Below are 23572 nucleotides of genomic sequence, written 5' to 3' on the forward strand. Positions count from 1 at the left end.
CGGGCGGGGGCAGGTTTTTTTTTTGATATCAGCAATATCAGCTCGTTACGGTCTTGAGCACCTTTATTGCCTTGTCATAGAGCTTGGCAACACCGATATGAACTGAGCATACGACTTCCTTGTTCTGGGTAGCAAGTATCTTGTCGGTATCGACTATAACGTCGCCGCCGAAGTATATCTCGGCTGCCTTTGTGGAGTCGATGCCTATGATATCGCCCGAAGCTGCAAGAGAGGGGCACTTGATAAGAGTTACGCCGAAAGGTGTCACAGCTCTGCCGCTCTGCATATAGTTTGCGACTGTGCCCTTCATCTCATCGAGAGCAAGAATGCTTGCCATAACGGCAGGGCTGCAAAGCATAACGTCCATATTTGCATCTGTCATAGAGCTCCAGAATGTCGCAAGGTCGGAATAGGCTATCGAGTTGCCTGCGATAGTCGAGGGGGTGATGCCTGTAGAGATAGCTGTGGCTGCGAGGGAGTTACAGCTTCTTGAAATATGTGCGCCGACAAGCTGCAGCACCACGCCGTAGGCCTCTATCCTCTGCTTTCTGACTGACTCGTAAGAGTTGAGGAGCTTTCTTGCATACTTTGTAAGTCTTGTGGAGGAAGCGCCCAGCACCATAGATGTAGTTGCCACAGATGCGCCCTCGACTGCTGCGTCTGAGCCGGATTCTGCGATGACGAGCGAGCGGAAGTCAACGCCGTCAACGTATGTCACCGCTGCCGCTATATCGGGGAGAATGGAGTTATCATCAAGGCCTTTCTTTATCTGACGTCTTACATACTCGGGGAAAAGCACTGACGACTCGGTGGTGGAGAAGAACTTCTCGACCATATCGCAGTCACGGCCCTGTATTTTGATATCAAAGCGCTTGAGCTGTCTTTCAAAGGCATCAAGGCCTTCGAGGGGTGTGCCGATGTAGTTCTCGTCGGGGTCGAGCTCGGTGAGAGCCTTTGTGAAGCTCTTGTTTGTTATGTTGTAAAGTTCCTTTTCAAGTCTGATGTTTTCAAAATTCATAGATATACTTCCTTTCATTAGTTGTTGTTTATCCTGTAGCTTTCGTTTTTTGCCCTGACAGCTTCAAGCTGGGGGCTGGCGGGTGATGTAAGGCTCCTGGCAAGGCTTTTTTCAAGGCCTATGAGCTCACTTACGCTCATTCTGGATATGATATCCTCGCAGCAGTGCATTCCCTTGCCTGTCAGCTCAAAGAGCGCTTTTACACGGCCTGTGAGCTCTGTATACATAGCGCAGTGCTCGTCCTTAAGGCGGCTGTCCTCGCTCGTATGACTATCTGAGCAGGAGCTTTTGCCGAAGGTCTTTGTGACACCGGCGCTCACCTGTGCAGGCACTGCGACGAACGACCACTCGTAGGCATCTGTCGGCTCATCGAGCGAGACAAAGCACTTTTTGCCGCCGTATTCTCTGCCCTTGACGTGGGGGCAGGGGTCTTTATAGATATCCCTGCCGCAGATCGAGCAGGTCTTTTTGGAAACGGCACAGCTTATGCTGACTTCCTTTTTGATACCTGCATCTATCTCGTCGATGAGGGCTTTGTTGCGCTCTGTCCTGACCATATAGGCTCTTGCGGCAAGGCAGACGTAGGGGTCGCCGTATGATGTGAGCTTACCCTCCGGCCTGTCGATGAATGTCTCAAAGATACGGGCGGTCTGGTTCCTGCCCTTGGGGTCGTGGTCGAAGATGCCCGTCTTGCCGACAAAGAGGGCGGCGAGCTTTTCAAGTGAGCCTTCCGAGAAGCGCTCGCCGTCACGGTCTGTCTCGTTATCGCAGAGAATGACCGGGAATGCGTATACACGCTCCTTGGTGAGAGGCTTTCTTGCAAAGGTGTTTATCTTGCTCAACACCTCGTCTGTGAGTTCAAACTCATAGCTGTTCATTTGTCTTCTCCTTTCATTGTACTCAGACGAAGCTCTATCTCCTCGGCCTGCGAGTTATAGAGCCTTGCTCTTGCGAGCGCCTCCTCGTCCTGGAGGTTGATGTTTGCCCAGACTATCTCAAGCTCTGTATCCTCGCCTGCCAAGGTGAGGAAGGTCTTGCAGACACGCACGAGCACAGGGGTGAGCAGGCGGCGGTAGTATTCAAGCTCGCTTGTTAAGATATCTGCCTGCTGAGATGCCATACGCTCGGTGCTTGACCAGTTGAGGCCGAGCAGGAAGGGCGGGATAGAGAGCTTGCTTATCATCTGCTCTATCAGCTGGCGGACAGGGATATTGGTGTCAATAAGGCCGCTCTCGGCACCTATGACCTTGATATCGACATCGCCGACGGCCACGAAATCCTTCATGATGCCGTTTTTGGCTGACTGCATACCGTCTGTCCACTGGGCTGCCATATCCTTTGCACGCTGTGCGGCGAACTGCTTGTCCGCTTCACTTGACGGCTTATAGGTCACGGCGTAGCGGAGGTTGCCGGCACGGTCGAAGTTATTGCCGATACACGAATAGATAGTCGTGAGGATATCGGCAAGGGCTGGTATGCCCCTGAGTATCGAGCGGCCGGAGGGGCACTTGGGCGTGGGGTTTAAAGCCGTATAGAGGATACGCTCGGGGCTTTTGAAATCGACTGTTTTCCTGGTGCCGTTAAAGCGGAAAACAGGCTTTCCGGTGGTTTTGTCGGGCAGCACCTCGAAAAGCTCGGGGTCGCACACGAACAGCGAGGACATCTGCCCTGTCTTGCTGTCTACCGTATACTCGCCGATGCTCCTGCCATAGGTGAGCAGCGCATCAAGGTACATATCAGCAAAGGTCTGGAGCGACCTGCCCGATATGCCGACCGGGACATTCAGTACGAACTCGTCTATCGCCTGCTGGCTTCTTTCATTCTCGCAGACGACCTTGAAATCGCCGGCAAGGCGGACTATCTTTGAGATACACGCATCAATTACCGGCACGTTGTCACGCAGCGACTCATACAGGCTGCTCTCGAAGCAGTCAGCGCTCCCTGTGACACGAAAGCCGTTTTTGAGCAGGCCGCCGCTTGAACCGAAAGCGTTTTCGCACGACTTTGGCTTTTGATTTCTGAATATGCTCATTGGCATTTCTCCTTTCATAAGTTTATTTTCACAGGCATCAGGCTCAGGCGAAGACAGTTTTTTTGATATGCGCCGGCGGCGCACACCTTACCTGTCACCTGTTACCTGTTACCTGTTCATGGCTACCTTTCAAGGGCAATTACAAAGAAGCTGTCTTCCTTAGCTCTTAAGTATTCCGACACGAAGTAGCGGATATCGTCCATTGCGTGATCGTTCTCCTTAAGAGGCACGTCACGGCCTGTGCCGTCCCAGCGGTAGAGGGAGAATTCCCTGAGAGTGTCGGCGCAGGAGGAATGAAACCTTATACCGCCTGATAGCAGAGCGTCTGAGACACGGCCGATACCAGCGAGCACGTCGTTTTTCGCCGTGGTGACTTTGAAACGGTCATGCCGCCTTATACATTCGATAAACGACGCTGCTGACGGATCGACTATTATCCTTTCGATATCACGTCCGGCGCAGAGGTGTTCGAGGGCTTTGTAGTGCTCCTCATCTGTGCGGCGAATGCCTTCTCTGCGTGAGTCGTAGTAGTACTCATTTATCCTGTACCACACACCGCCGCTCTCGCCCCAGAGCCCCATACTGGTGGGGTTGACTGTGCCATAGTCACAGCTGACGGCAAAGCGTGTCATGCCCTCGGGGAGAGTATCCGTAACTGAGAGCTTTCGGTCAAACATCGGGTAGACAAGCCCTTCGGCGCTGACCCAATGCCCAAGCACGAAGCGTTCATAGAAAACGCCGCTGTAGAGCCTGTGGTAGCGCTCCTTTATCGCCCGGGAAAGAGAGGGGTTGTCATCGAGCGTAAAGGTGAGGTAGAGAAGGTTTTTCTCATGTCTTTTGTCTATCCACTCACGTTTGAGCCAGTGGGCGCTGCTGTCGGGGTTACAGTTCAGCCAGAGCTTCGAGCCTGAAACAGAGCAGCGTGCTATCGCCTGCTCTATGAAGCTCCTCGGCATTAGTGCGGCCTCGTCGAGCAGCACGCCGGCAAGCGTGATACCCTGGATAAGTGATGCGGAGGATTCGTCCTTGCCGCCGAAAAGGTAGTAGCGGTTTTTGCAAAGGCCACGGGAGACATCGAAGTAGTTCTTTGATGCCTTGACATCGACGGTGTAGTTCATCTTCCTTGCAAAGGCGATGAGAGGGTCGATGACGTTGCGGCGAAGCGATGTGACCGTCTTGCCGCAGAGTGCGAAATTGCGCCCGTTGTAGCGTGTCATGGACCATATGAGGAAGGACTGCGACATAGCCATCGTCTTGCCGCTTCTGACTGAGCCGTCGCAGAGCACGGCATCGTACTTTTTGAATGAAGGATCCCGCCACCAGTTGAGAAGCAGCTTCTGCTTGGGGGAATAAAAGAGCTTATGCCTGCTCATCGACATCACCCTCCTGCGCTGCCTGCTCAAAGGCTCTAACAAATTCATCACCCTCGGATATGCCACGGATACGCTCATCAAGCGAGACAAGCTGCTCGATAGCCTTAAGGCGGTCAAAGAACTTTATCTCGACACCGCCGCCCTTGACACGCTTTATCTCGGAAACTGAGAAAAGGTCGGCGCCGTCAAAGCGTGAGTAGTTCTCCTCATCGCCTGAGAGGGCGAGCTCGACTGCGTCATTGACACGGCCAAAGGCGATACGTTCAAGGCCTTCCCTTGCACGCATGAGCGTATACTCACGGGAAGCGTAGTATTTAGCAAGGCGCTTTTGCACCCTGCGTGAGAGCGAGAGCCGTATGCCTGCGCTCTCATCTATACCCGTGCGGCGTGCAGCCTCACGGGGCGAGCAGCAGGAGAAAAGCTCCAGACAGAAGCGCTCGACAGTCTCGGGCGGAAGGCGTGGCTTTTTTGATATAAGCATAGTAGGTTGCTCCTTTCTTTTGTTCAGTTTACAGTTAACAGTTTACAGTTTGCAGTTAAGGTGTCCTGCTGAAGCAGGACGGATGCCCATTCGGGCCGGTGAGGGGAGTGATATGGCTTCAAGGCGGCTCTCTCGCTCCCATAGGGTACACCGAGGGGCTTTCGCCACAGCAAATCCATCGATTTAGCCGAAACCGCCTAACCAACAGGCCGAATGGCCATAAGTCCGCCTTTGGCGGACACTTCAACTGTTAACTGTTAACTGACAACTGTTAACTTTCACCTGTTACCTGTTCAAGTCCCTTCACTAATAGCGCAAAAACGGGCATTTGTTGCATATTCTGATGCAACAATTGAGAGAGAACTTTTCAAAAGGGCTGAAATTTGTAGGATATCACAGTTTTACTATGCAACAAACCGACAAGTTGACGGAGAATTTGCTATATATTACCACTTATGAAGAAAATATGTCGAAATCGTTTTCGTATGTTTTATAGAAATTGCTGTAAATCTGTCAAGGGTTATGTGAACTTTCAATAAATTTATTTTAGGGAAGGGCGTTTTCGCTTGCTTTTTTTGCGATTTTGGTTTATAATATTAGGGTGTGGTAGTATGCAATGAGCAAAATGTGAGCATATTTCACGGAAAAATACACTTAACGGCAGTATCAGACAGACAGAGTTAAGTGTATAATATATTTAAAGAACAAATGCCGGGCAAGGCTGCACCGGCTCAATAAACAGGAGGTTTTTATATGGCAAAAACAGAGAGCAAGACCATATCGGCAAAGGAGCTTAAGGAACAGTTTGTCGATGTTTTGCATAACGACTATCAGACCACGCCCGAGGAGGCTTCTGACAAGCAGGTATACGGCGCACTGGCAAGCATAGTTGTCAAGATACTTAAGGACAAGAGGCGCAGGTTCACCGTTGCTACACACTCGGCAGGCAAGAAGAAGGTGTACTACCTCTCTATGGAGTTCCTTATGGGTCGTTCGCTCAAAACGAGCCTTTACAACTTAGAGATGATAGACGAAGCCACACAGGTGCTCAAGGATTTCGGCATCTCGATAAACTCAATTTACGAGCAGGAGCCTGATGCAGGCCTTGGCAACGGCGGTCTTGGCAGACTTGCTGCCTGCTATCTTGACGGCCTTGCAGCTACAGGCTATCACGCTACAGGCTATTCTATCTGCTACGAATACGGCATCTTCAAGCAGAAGCTCGAAGATGGCTGGCAGACTGAGCTTCCCGACAACTGGCTGCCCGGCGGCTCATCATGGCTGAGAGCTTACCCCGACAAGGCTATAGAAGTTCACTTTGACGGCGAGCTTAAGGAATACTGGGACAATCAGTATCACTGCGTAACTCACGAGAACTACACCACCGTTCTGGCTGTTCCTTACGATATGTACGTTTCCGGCTACGACAGCAAGGCTGTTTCAAAGCTCAGGCTCTGGAAGGCTGAGGTTGCGAGCTTTGATATGCCTATGTTCAACCAGGGCGACTACTCAAAGGCTTTAGGCAGAAACATCATGTCGCAGGCTATCACAAAGGTGCTCTACCCGAACGACAATCATCAGGAGGGCAAGAGCTTAAGACTCAGACAGCAGTATTTTATGTGCGCTGCATCTATCGGCGACATAGTAAATCAGCACATGAACACCTACGGCACGCTTGACAACCTGCACGAGAAGGTGGCTATACACATAAACGACACTCACCCCACACTCGCTATCCCCGAGCTTATGAGGATACTGCTCGACGACTGCGGCTATTCATGGGACAAGGCATGGCACATCGTACAGAACACATTTGCATACACAAACCACACTGTAATGCCCGAGGCTCTTGAAAAGTGGGACTGCAACCTCTTAAAGAGCGTAACTCCCCGTGTATTCTCGATAATCGTTGAGATAAACGAGCGTTACTGCAAGGATCTGTGGGAGAGATACCACGACGAGCCTAAGGTATCGCATATGTCGATAATTGAGAACAATATGTGCAAGATGGCTACTCTCTGCGTACATGCCTGCCACAGCGTAAACGGCGTTGCAAAGATACACTCGGAGATAATCAAGCACGAGACATTCAAGGACGAATATCTTGACACACCCACAAAGTTCAAGAACGTAACAAACGGTATCGCTTACAGGCGCTGGTTACAGCAGTCAAATCTGGGGCTTACCGAGCTTCTTAAGGAGAAGATAGGCACAGGCTTCCTTAAGGACGCAAGCGAGCTTTCAAAGTTCTCGCTCTTTGCTGAGGACAAGGAAGTTTTAGAGAGACTTGCAGCTATCAAGAAGGAGAACAAGGAGAAGTTTGCAAAGTACGTCAAGAACGAATACGGCAGAATACTCAACACCGACTCAATATTCGACGTACAGGTAAAGAGACTTCACGAATACAAGAGGCAGCAGCTCAACGCACTCAATATAATAGCTGAGTACAACTACCTCAAAGAGAACCCGAATGCAGACTATGTACCGAAGACATACATCTTCGCAGCAAAGGCAGCTCCCGGCTACTACATGGCAAAGCAGATAATCAAGCTCATCTGGAACATTTCCGAGGAGCTCAAGAAGGACAAGAAGCTCTCTGAGAAGCTGGGCGTTATCTTCCTTGAAAACTACTGCGTATCGCTTTCTGAGAGGCTGATGCCGGCTGCTGAGATATCCGAGCAGATATCGCTCGCAGGTACTGAGGCAAGCGGTACCGGCAACATGAAGCTGATGATAAACGGCGCTATCACACTCGGCACGCTTGACGGCGCTAACGTTGAGATACACGAGCAGGTAGGCGATGACAACATCGTTATCTTCGGCATGAACGTTGACGAGGTAAACGAGGCAAAGCCGCACTACAACCCGATGAATGTTTACAACTCCAATCAGGTAGTAAAGGCTGCTATCGACCAGATGTCAAGAGGCATCAACGGCCAGCAGTTCAACGAGATAGCTACATCTTTAAAGACCAAGGATCCCTACATGGCACTTGCTGACTTTGATTCCTATCAGAAGGCTCAGGCATTTGCAAGCGAGGCTTACAAGGACGTTCTCAGGTGGAACAAGATGAGCTTAAAAAACATCTCCGGTGCAGGCATCTTCTCGGCAGACAGGTCTGTTGAGGATTACGCAAGGGAGATATGGTGTCTTACCAAGTAAAATAAAAAAGCCCCCTGAGGGGGCTTTTTTTGAATGCTGAATGCAAATCTATAGTGAGTACATCTGCGAAGGGGGCTTGGGGGGCGACCGCAAAGCCCCCCAACGCCGCCGCAGGCGGCTGCCCGAATGGGCATAAGTCGGCACAAGCCAAGTTATGCGAAGCGAAACTTGCGTCCTTTAAGCCTTTGGCTTAAAGGACAATACACCACAACTATTAACTGTTAACTATTAACTGTTCACTATTAAATGTGCGTAGATACGCACTTTCCGCCTGCCCTACCGCTGGTTGAGGACTCGATTTTAAGTAGTTTTCCTCCAAAAACAGCAACTTCAACCAACGGTTCGTAGACTTTTGGGGCGGGGTGTGGTATGATGAAGTCACAGCAAAGGAGATGAGCGTATGGACATGATAACGATCGGAAAATTCATAGCTTCATGCAGAAAGGAAAAAGGGCTCACGCAGGCGCAGCTTGCAGAACACTTAGGCATAAGTGACCGTGCGGTATCAAAATGGGAGACAGGGCGCTCGATGCCCGACTCGTCCATTATGCTGGAGCTTTGCGACATCATAGGCATAACGGTCAACGACTTATTAACAGGGAGGAAAACTACTATGGAGAACTACAAGGAATTAGCGGAAAAGAATCTTTTAATGATGAGGCAGAGCGAGGAGCGAAGCAACAGGACTTTACTCAGGCTCGAGGTAGTTATAGGTCTTATATCGGGGCTTACATTGGTTCTATGCATCATGGCGGCGGCGCTTGCGAATGTAAACGACTCGTGGGTTGCGATACTGATATCTTTCGGCGGCATACAGTTTTTAGTAGCGGCGATGTTCTGCTTCTACATTGAGAAGGCTGCGGGCTACTACGAATGCGCAGAGTGCGGTCATCGCTACGAGCCCGAGTTCATTCCCTCGATGTTTGCGCCCCACATGGGCAGGACAAAGAGAATGAAATGCCCCAAGTGCGGCAAGAGGAGCTGGCAGAAAAAGGTGCTGACAAAAGAGGCAGAATAATTTCAGGTAACAGGTAACAGGTAAGGAGTCCGCCTTCGGCGGAAAGATCAGAAAGCAAACACCGCCCCCGGGGTCTTGATGATGACCTCGGGGGCGGTGTTTTATGGGGATTATTGACTTTTGGGAAAATATATGCTATACTATACTCAGTTCGAGTTTGGCAACATAGATTTGGCGGTCTCCTTACAGAGTAAGGAGGTGATAGCATGGCATACCTGACATTCACAGATCTGGTCTTATTCACCAATCTGCTTGTTGACTTCGCTGCCCTCTGCTATCTGATCTTCCACAAGAAGAAATAGCAAGTACTTAGAGAAACCTTCAAAGGGGACAACAAGGAAAACACCGCCAATGCTCTGAACGTAATGGCGGTGTTTAAAACACTATATTTACCAGAGGAGCGCCGTCATTGATCCTGAGGTGTTACCAGCACCTCGGGGCTCGGGCTTCCCTTTAACTACAGTATATCACATTCCCCCTGCTTTGTCAAGGGGGTTTTTATTTGCCCAAAGGCGATATGACCAGCGGCTGGAGCTGTCTGCCTTGCAGGGCGGCGCTGACTGCGGCTTCTGTCTGCGAAAGGTCGGCGACTATCGAGTTCGGCTTGGCGGAGTAGTTATCCTGTCTGTAGGGGACGAAATAGTAATTCTTCATGCTTTGCAGAAGGCCGATATTCTTTGCGGCGTTTGAAAGGGCATCGTTTGTGGATATCGCTATCACGACGGGCAGGGCGTTGCGCACATGGCTCTTGACGGCCATTGTCACGGGGGTATCTGTGATACCGAGTGCGAGTTTAGCGGCGGTATTGGCAGTACAGGGTGCTACGACGAGCACATCGAGCAGCCTTTTAGGGCCTATTGGCTCGGCATCGGCGATAGTGCGTATGACCTGTCTGCCGGTCATGGCTTCGAGCCTTTTTATATGATCCTCCGCCTTGCCGAAGCGTGTATCCATGCCGGCGGCGTTAAAGGACATTATCGGTATCACATCAAAGCCTGAGTCAACAAGCCCCTGCGCCGCCGCAAAGGCCTTATCAAAGGTACAGAACGACCCTGTGAGCGCAAAGCCCACCCTTATCTTTTCATTCACGGCTCACCCTCCTTTCTTTTTATGATGATATCTCTCACTGCACGGGCGATATACTCACCGCTGGTCTTGGGGGCGCATTTGGCAGGCAGGCCGGGGGCGTTTATCAGCTTACGGCCGAGGGTCTGCGCAGCACTCTCGTCTATCCCGAAGGGGGCAGACGCTATCTCGATAAAGAGCGCTTGCTGCTTTGAAGCGGCAAGCTCCTTCTCCCCTATTATCTGCGAGGGAACGGTGTTTACGATGATATCTGCATGAGAGATGATGTTTTTGATACTTGATATCTCTGCCGTTTTATAGCCATAAGCTTCAGCTTCGGCACGGGCGGCAGGGCTTCTTGCGGCTATGCACACCTTACAGCCGAGGGCGGAAAACATTCTTGCCGTCTGCTTGGCGCAGGCACCGAAGCCGGTTATCAGCACGCTTGTAAAGCTGACTATGCCGGGGGTATTCTGCATTGCGAGCATGAGCACGCCCTCGGCGGTCGGCAGGGCGTTTTGCAGTTTAAGAGAGGGGCTTTCGTAGTAGTCGGCGACCTCATAGCCGTTTGATGCAAAGCTCGCCCTGAGGCCGGGCGGTATCCTGCCGCCGAGCACGAGAGCACCGGGGCGCAGGTGTTTTGACAGCCCCTCAAAGGAGCCGTTTTTGGTAAGCATCGGCAGAAGAAGGATATCCGCCGAGGCTGCTCCCGAGAGGGGGAACTGCGTTTCTGTAGTGTTGAAATATCCTTTGAGCGACTGCACGGCATAGGTCTGCCGGGCATCGCCCTTTATAGCTAAAATGAGCGGTCTGTTCGTCATTGCAAGGTTCCTTTCGTTTTTGTTTATACTATGCGGTGGCAGGGGTTTTGGTTAATCGGGCGGGGTTTATGATTTGTTAATAGTTTGCCGAAAGTTTATACACATTTGCGTGATATTATTAAATGCATAAATACAAAGATCACTTTTTACTTTTGTGTTATTAAGGCAACACCGCTGGGCCATTGTACGTCAGACACGCAGTCAAATTATTCGTCAGATTGGCTAAATTTACCGCAGGAATACTAACGTATTTCAAGGTAAATTTGGGTAATATGACGGAAAATTTGCAAGTGGATGGCGTGCAAAGGTATCCGCCGGTGGCCCGGCGGTGTTGCCTTAAGATAAATCGGGATTTGCAGGGGTCGAGCCCCTGCAAGCAGTGAATAATGAATAACGAATAGTGAAAAGTGAATAGTTAAGGTATCGCCTGCGGCGATGAATTAAAATATGTGAGCGAAGCGAACACCACTACTATTCACTATTTGAACCTGTCAAGTTTTCTGCACACATAAAGTTAATAAAACTATTGATATCAGCCAATAGAAAGCTTTTCATTTCTGAGCTCATATGGCGTTTTTAAGCCGTTTGAGCTGTGATAACGATGTGTGTTGTAAAAGCCAAAGACGTATTCAAATATTTTTAGCTCGGCTTCCTTCCTCGTTTTGAACCTACAGCCATGTACACAGGCATTTTTGACCGTTGCCCAGAAGCTTTCCATAGGTGCATTGTCATATGGCACACCGCTTCGAGACATGCTCTGGATCATCTTGTACTTATGAAGCTTGTTTTTGTATGCATTGGAAGCATATTGCACGCCTCGGTCAGAATGGAACAGCAGTCCTTCGCCCGGCTTGTATTTTTTGAATGCCTGATCAAGCGAATCGATCATCAGTTCCTGCGTGTGTTTGCTGCTAAAGCTTAATCCGACACAATCACGTGCACATAGGTCTATTATCCCTGCTGCGTACAGCCAGCCTTCGTCTGTCCATATGTAAGTGCTGTCTCCGCACCACTTTCGGTTTGGCTTATCAGCATTAAAATTGCGGTCAAGAAGATTTTCTGCAACTTGATACTTGTGCCTGCTGTTGGTCGTTGCCCTATATTTTTTGCATTTTTTCGGGTACATATTTCCTTGACGCATCAGCCTTCCGACTTTCCCCTCACTCATCGGGTATCCGGCTTCTTCAAGTGCTTTTTTCATACGCACTCTGCCATACTCCTCATAGCTTTCAGCGAAGATCGTCTGCATTTTCTCTACAAGCTCCAGATCTTCTTTTTCTTTGTTGCTGCGAGGGTTTTCCTTTCGGTCATAATATGATCTTGTACTTATCCCGAGAGTCTGACATACCAGATTGATCGGATATTTATCCAATCCTCTCGCCCGCAAGTCATCTATCTTTTCTTTGACTCTTGCTCTGCCTGATATGCCGCAACTTTTTTTAAGATCTCTACCTGCATCCTGAGCTTTTCGTTTTCTTTCTTCAATCGCCTAAGTTCTGCATCCTGCGGACGCTGTTTCCCACAGCCTACAAATGCATCCTCGCCGTACTTTCTGTACTCTCTGCGCCATGTGTAGATCGTTTGCTCCGGTATTGCGAATTTTTCGGATAACACTTTCACAGATATGTTATCTTTGAAGTGCAGTTCCATGATCTTAAATTTGAATTCCCGACTGTTTTCTCCATGTGTGCTCATTTGAAGCCAACTCCTTTTTTATATTATATCATTATTAACTTCAAATGTGTAGTTTTATTATACAGGTTCAATTCATTCTTCACTATTCACTATTCACTGCTTGTCGGCGCATAGCGCCGACAAATTCTGATTTATCTCAGGAACACTTTTGTAAAAATGGGAGATACAAAAACAGGAGAGACACAAAATGAAAAGGATAATTACACTTATTTTAGCGGTATGCATGACTGTATCGCTTGCGGCGTGCGATGACAAAGCAGGCAGCAGCAAGAAGGACAGCTCGTCTGAGAGCGGGGAGAGTGTCAGCAGCAGCGACAAGACCAATGACAGCGCAGACAGTGCAGACAGTGCAGACAGTGCAGGCGAGAACCGTTACAAGAAAAAGCTGGAAAAGATACTTGAAAAAGCAGGTGTTATTGACAAGCCCTATGCTCACGCACTTGATGATTATTTCAAGGCGCTCGAACACGCCGATGCCGAATTGCTTATGAAATGCACTCCGTTTTACAAAACAGATTATCTTAAGAAAACGGGCGGCGCTGATTTTGATGTCGATGCACATTTTGAAAAGCGTGCCGATGCTCTGCTGGATTATTTTGAAGATGAATTCGGCGACAATGTAAAGATAACCTACGAGATCAAAGATGAAAAAGAGCTTTCGCAGAAAAAGCTCGACAGCATAACGCAGGAGATAAAGGACAGCTACGGGGCAGATGTCACCGTTGAAAGCGCATACAAGGTAAAGATATTAGCCAGGATAAAAGGTGATGATGAAGATGATGCCGACACCTCAACCATAACAGTTGCAAAGATAGACGGCGAATGGTACATCTTTGACGGCGGATATGTATAAACAGACAAAGATCCACACTCCATACGGGGTGTGGATCTTTTTACAGCTTATAGTTTTGCGGCTTGCGGTCTTTGAAAAGGGTGACATACTCAAAGCCGAACTCACGCAGCAGCTCGCAGCCGTCCTTTATGCCGGCGCCGATGTCGCTGAGCTTATGGGCATCGCTGCCTATCGTTATCAGCTCGCCGCCGAGCGAGCGGTAGAGCTTAAGATACTGCGCATCGGGGAACGGCCTGCCGTATTTCTGGCGGTAACCTGAGGTGTTTATCTCAAGCGCCTTGCCGCTTCGGATAAGTGTACAGAAAATATCCCTTATCTTATTATCAAACCTGCTCATATCAAGGGTGATGCCATACTCCCCTACTATATAGCGCAAGGGGTAGGTCAGGTGGCCGAGCGAATCGAAGGGCACGGTTTTACACATTTCAAGCAGCTCGGAGAAGTAGTCATCGAGGAGGGTGTATATCTCGCTTATGTCCATTTTGTTGTACTGCAAATAATAAAAATCCGCTTTTCCGGCGTTCATATGAAGCGAGCCTATAACAAGATCAAGACCCTCGGTGCTTAATATCTGCTCTGCTGCCTGCTTATTTTGCAGCGGCTGGCCGAGCTCTATGCCGCAGAGGAAGTTATCACACCCTGCTTTCAGAGCGAGGGCTTTTTTTATACTCGGCAGCGCATAGTCACGGCAGCCGAACATTATACTGTCCTCTTTTGGGTACTCTTTATAATCCTTTTCCGATTCAGGCAGCCAGTAGTTACAGTCGCAGTGGTCGGTCACGGTTATATAGTCAAGGCCGTATTCACGGGCTGTCAAGGGCATTTTCTCCATATCGGCCGCCCTGTCGGCATCGGGGGAAAAGCTCGAATGTGTATGGCTGTCAAAGAGCATATTATCACTCCTAAAACATAAGAGGGTAAAATATTACCCTCTTTGAAATTCTATCCTTATCGGTTCTGCATCATCTACCTGGATCACGCCATACAGGCTGCCGTTTTCAAGGTAGACCTTATGGAAAAGACCCAGCGTCTCACGGGAGGGGTCGATATCCTGGATATAGACCCGGCCGGGGTCTTCATAATTTACACGCAGGCCGACTATCTTACGGCCGCCGTACTTATCGAGCATCAGCTTATCGCCCTCAAAACGAAGCGTCGCAAAAGCGCTTGTCCACAAGCCCTGTATCTGCGGCAGTATCTCCTCTGTGACCATTGTGACATCGCCGAATCGTGTGCGCCTGGTTTTTTTCATGACCTCTGTATTATCGCCGGATATCGGGAAATGCTGGGTCACTCTGAGCTCGCCTGATTTGAAGCTTATCTCCTTTACCTCAGCGTAGGGCTGGGCTTCGTAGGAATATTTGAGCTTATCATCGGCTAAGATCAGTATCAGGCCGCCGTTCCATTCCTTAGTTTTAAAGGTGGTGGAAAGGGTGACGCCGCCACGCCAGAGTATCGTGATACTCTCCCCCTCTATCTCAACACGGGGGCCTATATGCGCCGGCTCATATGCGCCGTCGAGCTTTGACGGCTTTTTAAGGCCGAGCATCAGTTTTTAAGAGAATGGAGCGGTGCAGGTATCTGGCCGCCACGGTTTATAAACTTGGAAGCGCTTGCCTTCTTAAGAGGCATAACAGGGCCGCAGCCGAACAGGCCGCCCCAGTCGAGCTCCTCGCCGACATCCTTACCGATAGCAGGAACAACACGGACAGCGGTAGTCTTACAGTTTACCATACCGATAGCTGCCTCGTCTGCTATGATAGCAGCTATAGTATCAGGTGTCGTATCGCCGGGGATAACTATCATATCAAGGCCGACGGAGCAGACAGCAGTCATAGCTTCGAGCTTCTCTATTGTCAGAACTCCGGAACGTGCTGCATCTATCATACCTGCGTCCTCAGAAACAGGGATAAATGCGCCCGAAAGGCCGCCGATAGACGAGCAGGCCATAACGCCGCCCTTCTTTACTGCGTCGTTGAGCAGGGCAAGGGTAGCTGTTGTACCGTGCGTGCCGCACTGCTCCAGGCCTATCTCCTCTAAGATATGAGCCACCGAGTCACCAACTGCCGGGGTCGGAGCGAGAGAAAGGTCAACTATACCGAAAGGCACGCCGAGGCGCTTTGAAGCCATTGTGCCGACAAGCTGGCCTACTCTTGTTATCTTGAAGGAAGTCTTCTTTATTATATCGCTTATCTGGGTTATATCTGCATCGGGGTATTTTGCAAGGGCAGACCTTACAACGCCCGGGCCTGAAACGCCGACATTTATCATACAGTCAGGCTCGCCGACACCGTGGAATGCGCCTGCCATAAAGGGGTTATCCTCGACTGCGTTACAGAACACAACGAGCTTTGCCGCGCCGAAGCAGGCCTTATCCTTTGTTATCTCGGCGGTATCCTTTACTATCTGACCCATGAGCTTGCAGGCATCGAGGTTGATACCTGTCTTGGTAGAGCCGATATTAACAGACGAGCAGACTCTCTCTGTGCAGGCAAGTGCTTCGGGGATAGAGTTTATAAGCTCCAGGTCACCTGCCGAGAAGCCCTTCTGCACGAGGGCAGAATAGCCGCCTATGAGGTTTACGCCGACTGCCTTTGCAGCAGCATCGAGCGCCTTAGCAAAAGGCACGGGCGAGCAGTGGCAGGCAGCCGAGATTATAGCTATAGGAGTTACCGAAAGGCGCTTATTGATTATCGGGATACCGAGCTCCTTTTCAATATCCTCGCCGACCTTTACAAGATCCTTAGCCTTGGTGGTTATCTTTTCATAGACCTTTTCGCAGGCCTTATCTATATCAGCATCTATACAGTCAAGCAGCGAGATGCCCATTGTTATCGTTCTGATATCAAGGCACTCGTTCTGTATCATTCTGATAGTTTCAAGTATATCATATGTCTTTATCATCGCCTGCTGTCTCCTTATACCTCGTGCATTACCTTGAAGATATCCTCATGCATGGTGTGTATCTCAAGACCCATGCTCCTGCCCATAGCAGAAAGATCGTCAACGAGCATTGTGAACTCCTTATTAAGTCTTGAAATATCAACAAGCATAGTCATAGCAAATATATCCTCGAGCACCGACTGGGAAACCTCAACGACATTTGCATTATACTCTGCGCATTTTGTGGAGACCTTTGCAAGTATACCCACAGCGTCCTTTCCTATAACAGCAACTACAGCTCTCATAATACAATACCTCCAATATTGTCTAATTTTTCACATTCTATTATATCACATTATAAAGCGATTTGCAAGGGGTCACAGCTTTGTTATCAAATTCGGTACAAAAAGTTTATACAATAAAGCCCCCTTGACAAAACGAGGAGGGTGTGGTATACTGTATTTAAGGAATAGCCCGAGTCCTGCGGAGATTGGACCCTCCGCAGAAAAAGACGGCACTCCTTGTGAATTTTGGTATTATAAAACACCGCCGGCACTCAGAGTTTCGGCGGTGTTTGCTTTACTTGCGTTGTCTCACTTTCGATGAGCTACACGTTTGAGCTTACCTTTTCTTCTTGTTACGGAAGAAAAAATAGCACATTATCTGTATTTCAACTACTCTTAGCAGCAACTCTGTAAGGAGTATATAATCGCTGAGCGTTAAATACATTGTGCAACCCCTCCTATCTCTGGAGGAGACCGCCAACTCGAACCGTGTATCATTATAGCATATGATATCTTATTTGTCAAACCAAGTCGAAACTCCATATCTATTGACATTTTTCCTTTGATATAGTATAATAAATTAGATATCAACAAATTACTGGAGGTAATATAATGTTAAAAACAGGTTCTGATATAATCATCGAGTGTCTGCTCGAGCAGGGCGTTGATACGGTATTCGGCTATCCGGGCGGTGCTGTGCTCAACATCTACGATTCGCTGTATATGTATTCCGACAAGATACATCACGTTATCACAGCGCACGAGCAGGCTGCCTGCCATGCTGCTGACGGCTATTCAAGAACTACCGGCAGGACAGGTGTCGTTATTGCGACCTCAGGCCCCGGAGCTACTAACCTTGTAACAGGCATAGCTACGGCTTACATGGATTCGATACCGCTCGTTGCTATCACAGGCAACGTGCCTACAGGGCTGCTCGGTCTTGACAGCTTCCAGGAGGTAGACATCTGCGGCATCACGATGCCAATTGTCAAGCACAACTACATCGTCAAGGACATAACCAAGCTCGCAGACACGATAAGAGAGGCTTTCTACATTGCAAACTCGGGCAGAAAGGGGCCTGTGCTCATAGATGTGCCCAAGGACATAACTATCGGCAAGACAGAGTATGAGCCGAAAGCACCCAAAAAGATAGTCAACCACAATCCCGAGGAGGTAAACGAGCAGATAGATGCAGCGATAGAAGTCATCAAGGCTGCAAAGCGCCCCTACATCTACGCAGGCGGCGGTGTCGTATCATCGAATGCTGTTGAGGAAATGGCTGAGTTCGTGACAAAGGTGAATGCGCCTGTTTCGCTCTCGCTCATGGGTCAGTGTGCATTTGACAACACAAGGGACGAATACCTCGGTATGCTCGGTATGCACGGCACAAAGGCATCTGCTATGGCGCTCAACAAGTGCGATGTCATGATAGTTCTCGGTTCACGTTTCTCTGACAGAGTTATCTGCAACCCGAACACATTCGCAAGCGACACAAAGATAATCCACATAGAGATAGACCCTGCCGAGATAGACAAGAACATAGCAGTAAGCTACTCGGTAACAGGCGACATAGAATACATACTCGCAAAGATGAACGAAATGCTCCCGCAGCTTGAGCACAAGGAGTGGATGGACGAAGTCCTTGGCTGGAAGAAACAGTATGCGCTCAAAATGGTTCCTATCGAGAGCGACGACGAGGTGCTCCCTCAGGACGTTTTAGAGGAGCTTGACAGGCTCACAAACGGCTCGGCTATACTCACAACAGAGGTAGGCCAGCACCAGATGTGGGCTGCACAGTATTACAACTTCCGCAAGCAGAGACATTTTGCTTCGTCGGGCGGTCTTGGCACAATGGGCTACGGCCTTGGCGCAGCGATAGGCTCAAAGGTCGGCAACCCTGATGAGACGGTCATAAACATCGCAGGCGACGGCAGCTTCTTTATGAACCTAAACGAGCTCTCGACCCTTGCAAAGCACAAGCTCCCCGTTATCGAGCTTGTATTTGAGAACGACGTTCTCGGCATGGTAAGGCAGTGGCAGAGGCTGTTCTACGGCAAGCGCTTCTCGCAGACGAACATCGAGCGCGGCACAGACCTTATGAAGCTTGCAGATGCTTTCGGCATTGAAGGCGTTCGCATAACAAAGAAGAGTGAGATAAAAGCAGGCCTTGAAAAGGCACTCAGCTGCGGCAGACCCTGTCTGATAGACGTAGTCATCAACAAGGACATAAACGTTCTTCCCATGGTTCCGGCAGGCGCTGATGTCAACGAGCCGATAATGGACATCGACCTTGACAGCTGATAATTTATAAAGAATACACCGCAGTCTCTGTGAGGCTGCGGTTTTTGTTGACTTGCTTTCCATTATGTGCTATAATGGTTGTTGGTTCGAGTTGGCGGTCTCCTTAGAGATAAGGAGGTGGTAGTATGCAGGATTACGTCACATACGAAGATCTGTTCCTCTTTGCAGGGATAATCATACAGACTGTAACTGTGTGCTATCTTATCTTCAAAAAGAAGAAATAGCGTAACTTTTACATAAAAAGGAATGCACCGCCAAAACCTCCGATAAGGTTGGCGGTGCTTAGTAACCTAAAACCATAAGGAGTGCCGTCTTTTTCTGCGGAGGGCTCAATCTCCGCAGGACTCGGGCTATTCCTTAGATACAGTATATCACACCCCCGACGCTTTGTCAAGGGGATTTTTTATGCCCTGGGCTTTTCCTGCTTATAGGGGTCATACGTCCTGGCACGCTTTACGGCGTAGAGCTTATCATCGGCAAGCTCTATTACCGACTGCAGGTCTTGTGTATCCGAGCAGTCAAACTCGCATATACCCATTGAAAGGTCTATCCTGTAGGGCTTATCGGAGGACTCATTGAGTTCTTCAACGTATGCCTGCTTAAGCTCCAGGATATGCTTTTCGGCCTTTTTTCCGTCCTCGGGGAATGCGAGGATATTGAACTCATCGCCGCCTGTTCTGCCGATAACAGCAGAGGGGCCGAATATCTTTTTAAGTATAGAAGCACTCGCTTTTAGCGCATAGTCGCCCTCGTTATGGCCGAAGCGGTCGTTTATGAACTTAAGGTAATCAAGGTCAGCAAAGACGATGACTGCACGCTTGCCTGATGCCCTGCCCTTTTCAAACATCTCATCAGCAGCCTGTTTGAAGCCACGCCTGTTGAGCAGGCCTGTAAGCTCATCGGCACGGGATATGCCTGCAAGCTCGACGTTATCGCTGCGGAGCTTTTTCATATGGCGTTCGAGCTCGTTTATCAGGTTGATTATCCTGACAGCGGCGCCGAACTGGTAGGTGATGAACTCCAGATACTCAAAAAACTGCGACTTTAGCTCACAAAGCAGCATACCGAACTGCTGCTCGCCGGAGTAGAGGTCTGCCATGACAAGCGTAAAGCGCCGATCAGGCATATACTTATTTCTGTAAACAGCCGTGAGCGGCATATCACGCTCGCTCTCGTCTATATTGTACATATTCTCATGGTCGGAATAGGCAACGAAGCGCCACCTGCTGAAATCGTAGAACTCATCGCCCTTTTTATACGACACCGGCTCGGGGAGCAGGTACATAAAGCTCGAATCGACTTCGAGCAGCGGAAGTCTCCTTAAGAGGTCTGCAAAAGCGTTATTACCGCCGCTTCTTACCATAAGGGTATCACGCACGACGATATTCGAGCGCCTCAGCATCTCGACAGACTCCTCACCTGCACGGAATATCTGCACGCCCACATCACGGGAGAGCGTTCTGTATATCTCAAGGTAGAGGTTTTCGAGCACGGCCTTGCTCTCAGCGTCCTTGATATGGGTGCTGAGCCTGTGATAGACAGCATCGGCAGTTATCAGTGTTTTCTTGATGAACATATAATACTGCTTATTATAATCCATCATCGCCTTGACGACATCTTTTATATCGTGTGCCATATCACGGGTCATAACGCCGTTTTTCTCGACATAGACGACTGTGTCTATGATACGCTGCATATAGCCTATAAGAACAGGGTCACGGCAGGCGTCTGTGCCGTCATAGATAAAGCAGAGCACCTTATTCAGTCTGTCGGGAGTGATATCGGCAAGGAAAAGGTCGATATCAGTCATCGCTCTGTCAACATAGCCGCAGGAAGCACGGGGGATAAATCTTGTAGGCACGTTGCGCCTTTCTATCTCCCTGCCCTCGATAAGGCGCACGGCGTTAACTATTGCAAAATACCCAAGGTCCTCAGCCGATGCTCTGACAGAAGCAAGGGGCGGGTCGAGCTTTTCGGCATAATCCATATCGTCAAAGCCGACGACCAACATATCGCTGCCGACTGTTATCCCACGCTCAGCGCACAGCTCATACACGCCTATACACATATCGTCATTAGCGCATACCACCGCCTGCGTTTCGGGGTGCTTATCCAGAAACCTCGCAAAATCTTCCTTACAGACTCTTGATGTATTTGCATAGATGATAAACTCATCATCTACCGGGATACCGTTATCATCAAGGGCGAGCTTATAGCCCTCGAGCCTTTCCTCGCAGTCGGTATTATCAGCGCCCGTCAGGCAGGCTATCCTGCTGACGCCACGCTCCTTTATCATGAAATTCACAGCATCACGCACGCTCTGAACGTTATCGTAGACAACATACTCAAAGCCCTCGACCGCCGCAGCGACGGACACGGTGGGAACGTCACAAAACTGTGCGACGAACTCCCTTTTCTCCTCCTCGCTGCTTGCGTAGGCGATAGTGCCTGTACAAACGCAGACCGCATCAAGGCTCTTACCGGAAGCGTACCTGAATAAATTATTATACTGATACTCATAGGTAGTATCCGAATTAGCATAAGAAGTGTCACAGATATACTTGCCCGGTATAAGGATAAGGTTCACATCGAGCTGCTCGGCTGCTGCCATAGCGCCCTTTGCCGCCTGATTTGAAAACGGGTCTGTAATATTCGCAACAAGCATACCGAGGACATACCTGTTCTTTTTATCCATGATACTCACCACCGGACTTACATGATCTATGCTCTGAATATATGCTGAGAATTATTCCTTATCTGTGATAGCGGCAACGAACTGCTCTATATACTTAGCAAACGGGTTATCCTCACAGACGGGCTTTGCGCCCTTATTGCCCGAGGAAACCTCGTCGATATACTTTTTACATTCAAGGATATACTTCGAGAGGGTGTTGAGACCTTCCCCGAGATCCTGAGCGTCAGGGCTCAGAATAGTGACATTAAGGTTCTGATAGCGACTTGAATACATGATATCCTTAAGGAAATTCAGCAGTATCTCCGCATCTCTTTTTTCCATATCATCATATCCCCCTCATTACTGATTACATATACATTATTATAGCATATTTTGTTGTTTGTTGTCAACAAATAATCAATAAACAAAGAAAAACATTTTACACTAAGGCAACACCGCACGAAGATTGTGCGCAAATTGCGCAGTCAGCTTTTTCGTCAGATCGCACAGATTTTCCGAAGGAATACTACCGTATTTCAAGGAAAAAATGTGTAATATGACGGAAAAGATGCAAGTAAGTTGCGTACAAAGCCTTCAGGCGGTCTTTGTGCGGTGCTGCCCTAAGCACAGGCTATACAGAAAGTTGCAAAAAGCCGCAGAATATGTTATAATCAGTATGGAGTTTTAATAAACACATAAAGTCTGACAAATACACCAAGGAGTGATATACTATGTTCTGTCCTAAATGCGGCACAAAGCTCGATGACGGCGCACGCTTCTGCCCGGCGTGCGGAAATATGTTTGAAGCGGCAGCAGTTGATGATGATACAGCCGTGCAGCCGACCGATATGCAGGCATTCGTGCCGGCGGAGGAGATCTCTCCCATGCAGCCTTCCTTTACACAGGAGATGCCTATTCAGTCTGCACCGCAGCAGAATACGCCGCCCATGCGCCCTGCACCGCAGCAGCCTGCACAGCAACAGCCTGCACAGCAACAGCCTGCACAGCAGGCAAAGAAGTCTTCACACAAGGGGCTGACGGCTTTTCTGGCTGTTTTACTGACTTTACTTGTTGCAGGGTCGGCACTTTACTACTTCAACCCGGGCGGGATATTCGGTTCTTCCGATGATGACGACAGCTCGTCAAAGAAATCGAAGGATTCATCTGTTTCGCAGGTCGATGATGAAGATGACGGCGATGACGACAGCTCGGACGATGAAAGCTCGCAGAGCGATGACAGCAGCGAGACTGAGACTACCACCACTACCACAGTGACCACGACCGACGAGCCGGAGGAGACGACAACTACATCGGAAACGACTGACGATTCATCAGACCCGACCGACACGACGACCTCGGCAACTGACGACACCACGACTACTACAGGCACGCCCGGGAATGTCGATGAGGACGAGGACTACAACGAAGCTATGAAATACAGCACCGACGAGGAGCCGGACTTCGACGAGTTTGAATGGTGCTACGGGCAGTCTGACATGGTGACTGCTGCACCGGCAGGCGCTGAGAAGATAACAAAAGCCAACAGAATGGCAGGCGGCTGGAAGTGCATGATAATTTACAGCACGAGCAAGCAGAGCGAGGCTTTAGCAAGAGAAGTCAACAAGGTGACTATCGACCCGACAGCTGACGGAGTGAACATGACTATCGACTGGCGCACTATGGAAGTGCCGGGCGCAGGCACGATACCTGAGGACACGAGCGACGACACGACATTCGCAGTCAGCACAGACTCTAACGGCAAGCTCACAGGCAACCCCGAGGACGGACCTCTTGCAGGGGGCGAGCTTGTGATAAGCGACTTCTGGAATGACGGCTCGCACGATTACGCTGTAGGCGAATACAAAAACGGCAGCTTCCTTTACGGATATGTTGCGCTTTACAGATGATAGGA

20 protein-coding genes are annotated in these 23572 nt (G+C 49.4%); 5 read left to right on the top strand and 15 right to left on the bottom strand.

Annotation, left to right across the window (positions count from 1 at the left end; genetic code table 11):
- Positions 1-37: 37 nt before the first annotated feature.
- The 5 genes from CD05_RS0112015 to CD05_RS21160 all read right to left on the bottom strand — a co-directional run bounded on the left by CD05_RS0112015 (position 38) and on the right by CD05_RS21160 (position 4904).
- Positions 38-1018 (bottom strand): hypothetical protein, encoded by a 981-nt coding sequence (locus CD05_RS0112015; protein WP_037322985.1) that lies wholly within the window; start codon positions 1016-1018, stop codon positions 38-40.
- A 17-nt stretch (positions 1019-1035) separates the two neighbouring features.
- Entirely contained in the window at positions 1036-1896 is an 861-nt protein-coding gene (locus tag CD05_RS0112020) for a hypothetical protein (RefSeq protein WP_028510706.1), read from the bottom strand.
- Positions 1893-3050 carry a hypothetical protein gene (locus tag CD05_RS0112025; protein ID WP_028510707.1) on the bottom strand — a complete coding sequence of 386 codons (1158 nt, stop codon included), beginning with the start codon at positions 3048-3050 and terminating at the stop codon, positions 1893-1895. Before CD05_RS0112025 ends, CD05_RS0112020 begins: the two co-directional genes overlap by 4 nt.
- Positions 3051-3172: 122 nt before the next feature.
- The gene (locus tag CD05_RS0112030; protein ID WP_028510708.1) at positions 3173-4423 is read right to left on the bottom strand and encodes a PBSX family phage terminase large subunit; all 1251 of its coding nucleotides are present in this window, start codon (positions 4421-4423) and stop codon (positions 3173-3175) included.
- On the bottom strand, positions 4410-4904 hold the full coding sequence (locus CD05_RS21160) for a terminase small subunit (RefSeq protein ID WP_051588984.1): 495 nt from the start codon (positions 4902-4904) through the stop codon (positions 4410-4412). Before CD05_RS21160 ends, CD05_RS0112030 begins: the two co-directional genes overlap by 14 nt.
- 753 nt (positions 4905-5657) lie before the next feature.
- Between CD05_RS21160 and CD05_RS0112040 the strand changes: the two genes are divergently transcribed.
- Complete coding sequence (locus tag CD05_RS0112040) at positions 5658-8066, top strand: glycogen/starch/alpha-glucan phosphorylase (protein ID WP_051588985.1); 2409 nt, start codon at positions 5658-5660, stop codon at positions 8064-8066.
- Positions 8067-8466: 400 nt separating this feature from the next.
- Complete coding sequence (locus CD05_RS0112050) at positions 8467-9084, top strand: helix-turn-helix domain-containing protein (RefSeq protein ID WP_028510711.1); 618 nt, start codon at positions 8467-8469, stop codon at positions 9082-9084.
- A gap of 498 nt (positions 9085-9582) precedes the next feature.
- Here the strand turns inward: CD05_RS0112050 and CD05_RS0112060 are convergent, their stop codons facing one another.
- The 4 genes from CD05_RS0112060 to CD05_RS0112075 form a co-directional block, all read right to left on the bottom strand.
- Entirely contained in the window at positions 9583-10173 is a 591-nt protein-coding gene (locus tag CD05_RS0112060) for a dipicolinate synthase subunit B (RefSeq protein WP_028510712.1), read from the bottom strand.
- The gene (locus CD05_RS0112065; protein WP_028510713.1) at positions 10170-10970 is read right to left on the bottom strand and encodes an NAD(P)-dependent oxidoreductase; all 801 of its coding nucleotides are present in this window, start codon (positions 10968-10970) and stop codon (positions 10170-10172) included. The genes CD05_RS0112060 and CD05_RS0112065 overlap by 4 nt, the downstream gene beginning before the upstream one ends.
- Before the next feature lie 532 nt (positions 10971-11502).
- Positions 11503-12357 (bottom strand): IS3 family transposase, encoded by an 855-nt coding sequence (locus CD05_RS0112070; RefSeq protein ID WP_242841261.1) that lies wholly within the window; start codon positions 12355-12357, stop codon positions 11503-11505.
- A gap of 5 nt (positions 12358-12362) precedes the next feature.
- The gene (locus CD05_RS0112075) at positions 12363-12665 is read right to left on the bottom strand and encodes a helix-turn-helix domain-containing protein (protein WP_028509370.1); all 303 of its coding nucleotides are present in this window, start codon (positions 12663-12665) and stop codon (positions 12363-12365) included.
- A gap of 187 nt (positions 12666-12852) precedes the next feature.
- Between CD05_RS0112075 and CD05_RS0112080 the strand changes: the two genes are divergently transcribed.
- A complete protein-coding gene (locus CD05_RS0112080) occupies positions 12853-13518 on the top strand; it encodes a hypothetical protein (RefSeq protein WP_028510714.1) in 666 nt (221 codons plus the stop codon).
- Positions 13519-13558: 40 nt separating this feature from the next.
- Here CD05_RS0112080 and CD05_RS0112085 read toward each other — a convergent pair whose 3' ends face one another.
- Genes CD05_RS0112085 through CD05_RS0112100 form a run of 4 tightly spaced genes read right to left on the bottom strand, consistent with a single transcriptional unit; the run spans position 13559 to position 16706 of the window.
- Entirely contained in the window at positions 13559-14410 is an 852-nt protein-coding gene (locus tag CD05_RS0112085) for a histidinol-phosphatase HisJ family protein (RefSeq protein ID WP_028510715.1), read from the bottom strand.
- Positions 14411-14443: 33 nt separating this feature from the next.
- Complete coding sequence (locus CD05_RS0112090) at positions 14444-15067, bottom strand: hypothetical protein (RefSeq protein WP_028510716.1); 624 nt, start codon at positions 15065-15067, stop codon at positions 14444-14446.
- Positions 15067-16422, bottom strand: coding sequence for a PFL family protein (locus CD05_RS0112095; protein ID WP_028510717.1), 1356 nt, complete (start codon positions 16420-16422; stop codon positions 15067-15069). The genes CD05_RS0112090 and CD05_RS0112095 overlap by 1 nt, the downstream gene beginning before the upstream one ends.
- Positions 16423-16436: 14 nt before the next feature.
- The gene (locus tag CD05_RS0112100; protein ID WP_028510718.1) at positions 16437-16706 is read right to left on the bottom strand and encodes an ACT domain-containing protein; all 270 of its coding nucleotides are present in this window, start codon (positions 16704-16706) and stop codon (positions 16437-16439) included.
- Positions 16707-17297: 591 nt separating this feature from the next.
- Here CD05_RS0112100 and ilvB point away from each other — a divergent pair.
- A complete protein-coding gene (gene ilvB / locus CD05_RS0112110; protein ID WP_028510719.1) occupies positions 17298-18986 on the top strand; it encodes a biosynthetic-type acetolactate synthase large subunit in 1689 nt (562 codons plus the stop codon).
- A gap of 403 nt (positions 18987-19389) precedes the next feature.
- Here ilvB and CD05_RS0112120 read toward each other — a convergent pair whose 3' ends face one another.
- Complete coding sequence (locus CD05_RS0112120) at positions 19390-21681, bottom strand: GGDEF domain-containing protein (protein ID WP_028510720.1); 2292 nt, start codon at positions 21679-21681, stop codon at positions 19390-19392.
- Between the two features lie 51 nt (positions 21682-21732).
- Positions 21733-22002, bottom strand: coding sequence for a hypothetical protein (locus CD05_RS0112125; protein WP_028510721.1), 270 nt, complete (start codon positions 22000-22002; stop codon positions 21733-21735).
- A gap of 389 nt (positions 22003-22391) precedes the next feature.
- On the opposite strand from CD05_RS0112125, the gene CD05_RS0112130 reads away from it, so the two are divergent.
- The gene (locus CD05_RS0112130) at positions 22392-23567 is read left to right on the top strand and encodes a zinc ribbon domain-containing protein (protein ID WP_028510722.1); all 1176 of its coding nucleotides are present in this window, start codon (positions 22392-22394) and stop codon (positions 23565-23567) included.
- The last annotated feature ends 5 nt before the right edge of the window (positions 23568-23572 follow it).

This window comes from Ruminococcus sp. NK3A76 (assembly GCF_000686125.1).
GTDB lineage: Bacteria > Bacillota > Clostridia > Oscillospirales > Ruminococcaceae > NK3A76.

Excerpts from the sequence above, each read along its gene's own strand:
- CD05_RS0112015 (WP_037322985.1), bottom strand. The coding sequence starts at position 1,018 with ATGAATTTTGAAAACATCAGACTTGAAAAGGAACTTTACAACATAACA.
- CD05_RS0112020 (WP_028510706.1), bottom strand. The coding sequence starts at position 1,896 with ATGAACAGCTATGAGTTTGAACTCACAGACGAGGTGTTGAGCAAGATA.
- CD05_RS0112025 (WP_028510707.1), bottom strand. The coding sequence starts at position 3,050 with ATGAGCATATTCAGAAATCAAAAGCCAAAGTCGTGCGAAAACGCTTTC.
- CD05_RS0112030 (WP_028510708.1), bottom strand. The coding sequence starts at position 4,423 with ATGAGCAGGCATAAGCTCTTTTATTCCCCCAAGCAGAAGCTGCTTCTC.
- CD05_RS21160 (WP_051588984.1), bottom strand. The coding sequence starts at position 4,904 with ATGCTTATATCAAAAAAGCCACGCCTTCCGCCCGAGACTGTCGAGCGC.
- CD05_RS0112040 (WP_051588985.1), top strand. The coding sequence starts at position 5,658 with ATGGCAAAAACAGAGAGCAAGACCATATCGGCAAAGGAGCTTAAGGAA.
- CD05_RS0112050 (WP_028510711.1), top strand. The coding sequence starts at position 8,467 with ATGGACATGATAACGATCGGAAAATTCATAGCTTCATGCAGAAAGGAA.
- CD05_RS0112065 (WP_028510713.1), bottom strand. The coding sequence starts at position 10,970 with ATGACGAACAGACCGCTCATTTTAGCTATAAAGGGCGATGCCCGGCAG.
- CD05_RS0112075 (WP_028509370.1), bottom strand. The coding sequence starts at position 12,665 with ATGAGCACACATGGAGAAAACAGTCGGGAATTCAAATTTAAGATCATG.
- CD05_RS0112080 (WP_028510714.1), top strand. The coding sequence starts at position 12,853 with ATGAAAAGGATAATTACACTTATTTTAGCGGTATGCATGACTGTATCG.
- CD05_RS0112085 (WP_028510715.1), bottom strand. The coding sequence starts at position 14,410 with ATGCTCTTTGACAGCCATACACATTCGAGCTTTTCCCCCGATGCCGAC.
- CD05_RS0112090 (WP_028510716.1), bottom strand. The coding sequence starts at position 15,067 with ATGCTCGGCCTTAAAAAGCCGTCAAAGCTCGACGGCGCATATGAGCCG.
- CD05_RS0112095 (WP_028510717.1), bottom strand. The coding sequence starts at position 16,422 with ATGATAAAGACATATGATATACTTGAAACTATCAGAATGATACAGAAC.
- CD05_RS0112100 (WP_028510718.1), bottom strand. The coding sequence starts at position 16,706 with ATGAGAGCTGTAGTTGCTGTTATAGGAAAGGACGCTGTGGGTATACTT.
- ilvB (WP_028510719.1), top strand. The coding sequence starts at position 17,298 with ATGTTAAAAACAGGTTCTGATATAATCATCGAGTGTCTGCTCGAGCAG.
- CD05_RS0112120 (WP_028510720.1), bottom strand. The coding sequence starts at position 21,681 with ATGGATAAAAAGAACAGGTATGTCCTCGGTATGCTTGTTGCGAATATT.
- CD05_RS0112125 (WP_028510721.1), bottom strand. The coding sequence starts at position 22,002 with ATGGAAAAAAGAGATGCGGAGATACTGCTGAATTTCCTTAAGGATATC.
- CD05_RS0112130 (WP_028510722.1), top strand. The coding sequence starts at position 22,392 with ATGTTCTGTCCTAAATGCGGCACAAAGCTCGATGACGGCGCACGCTTC.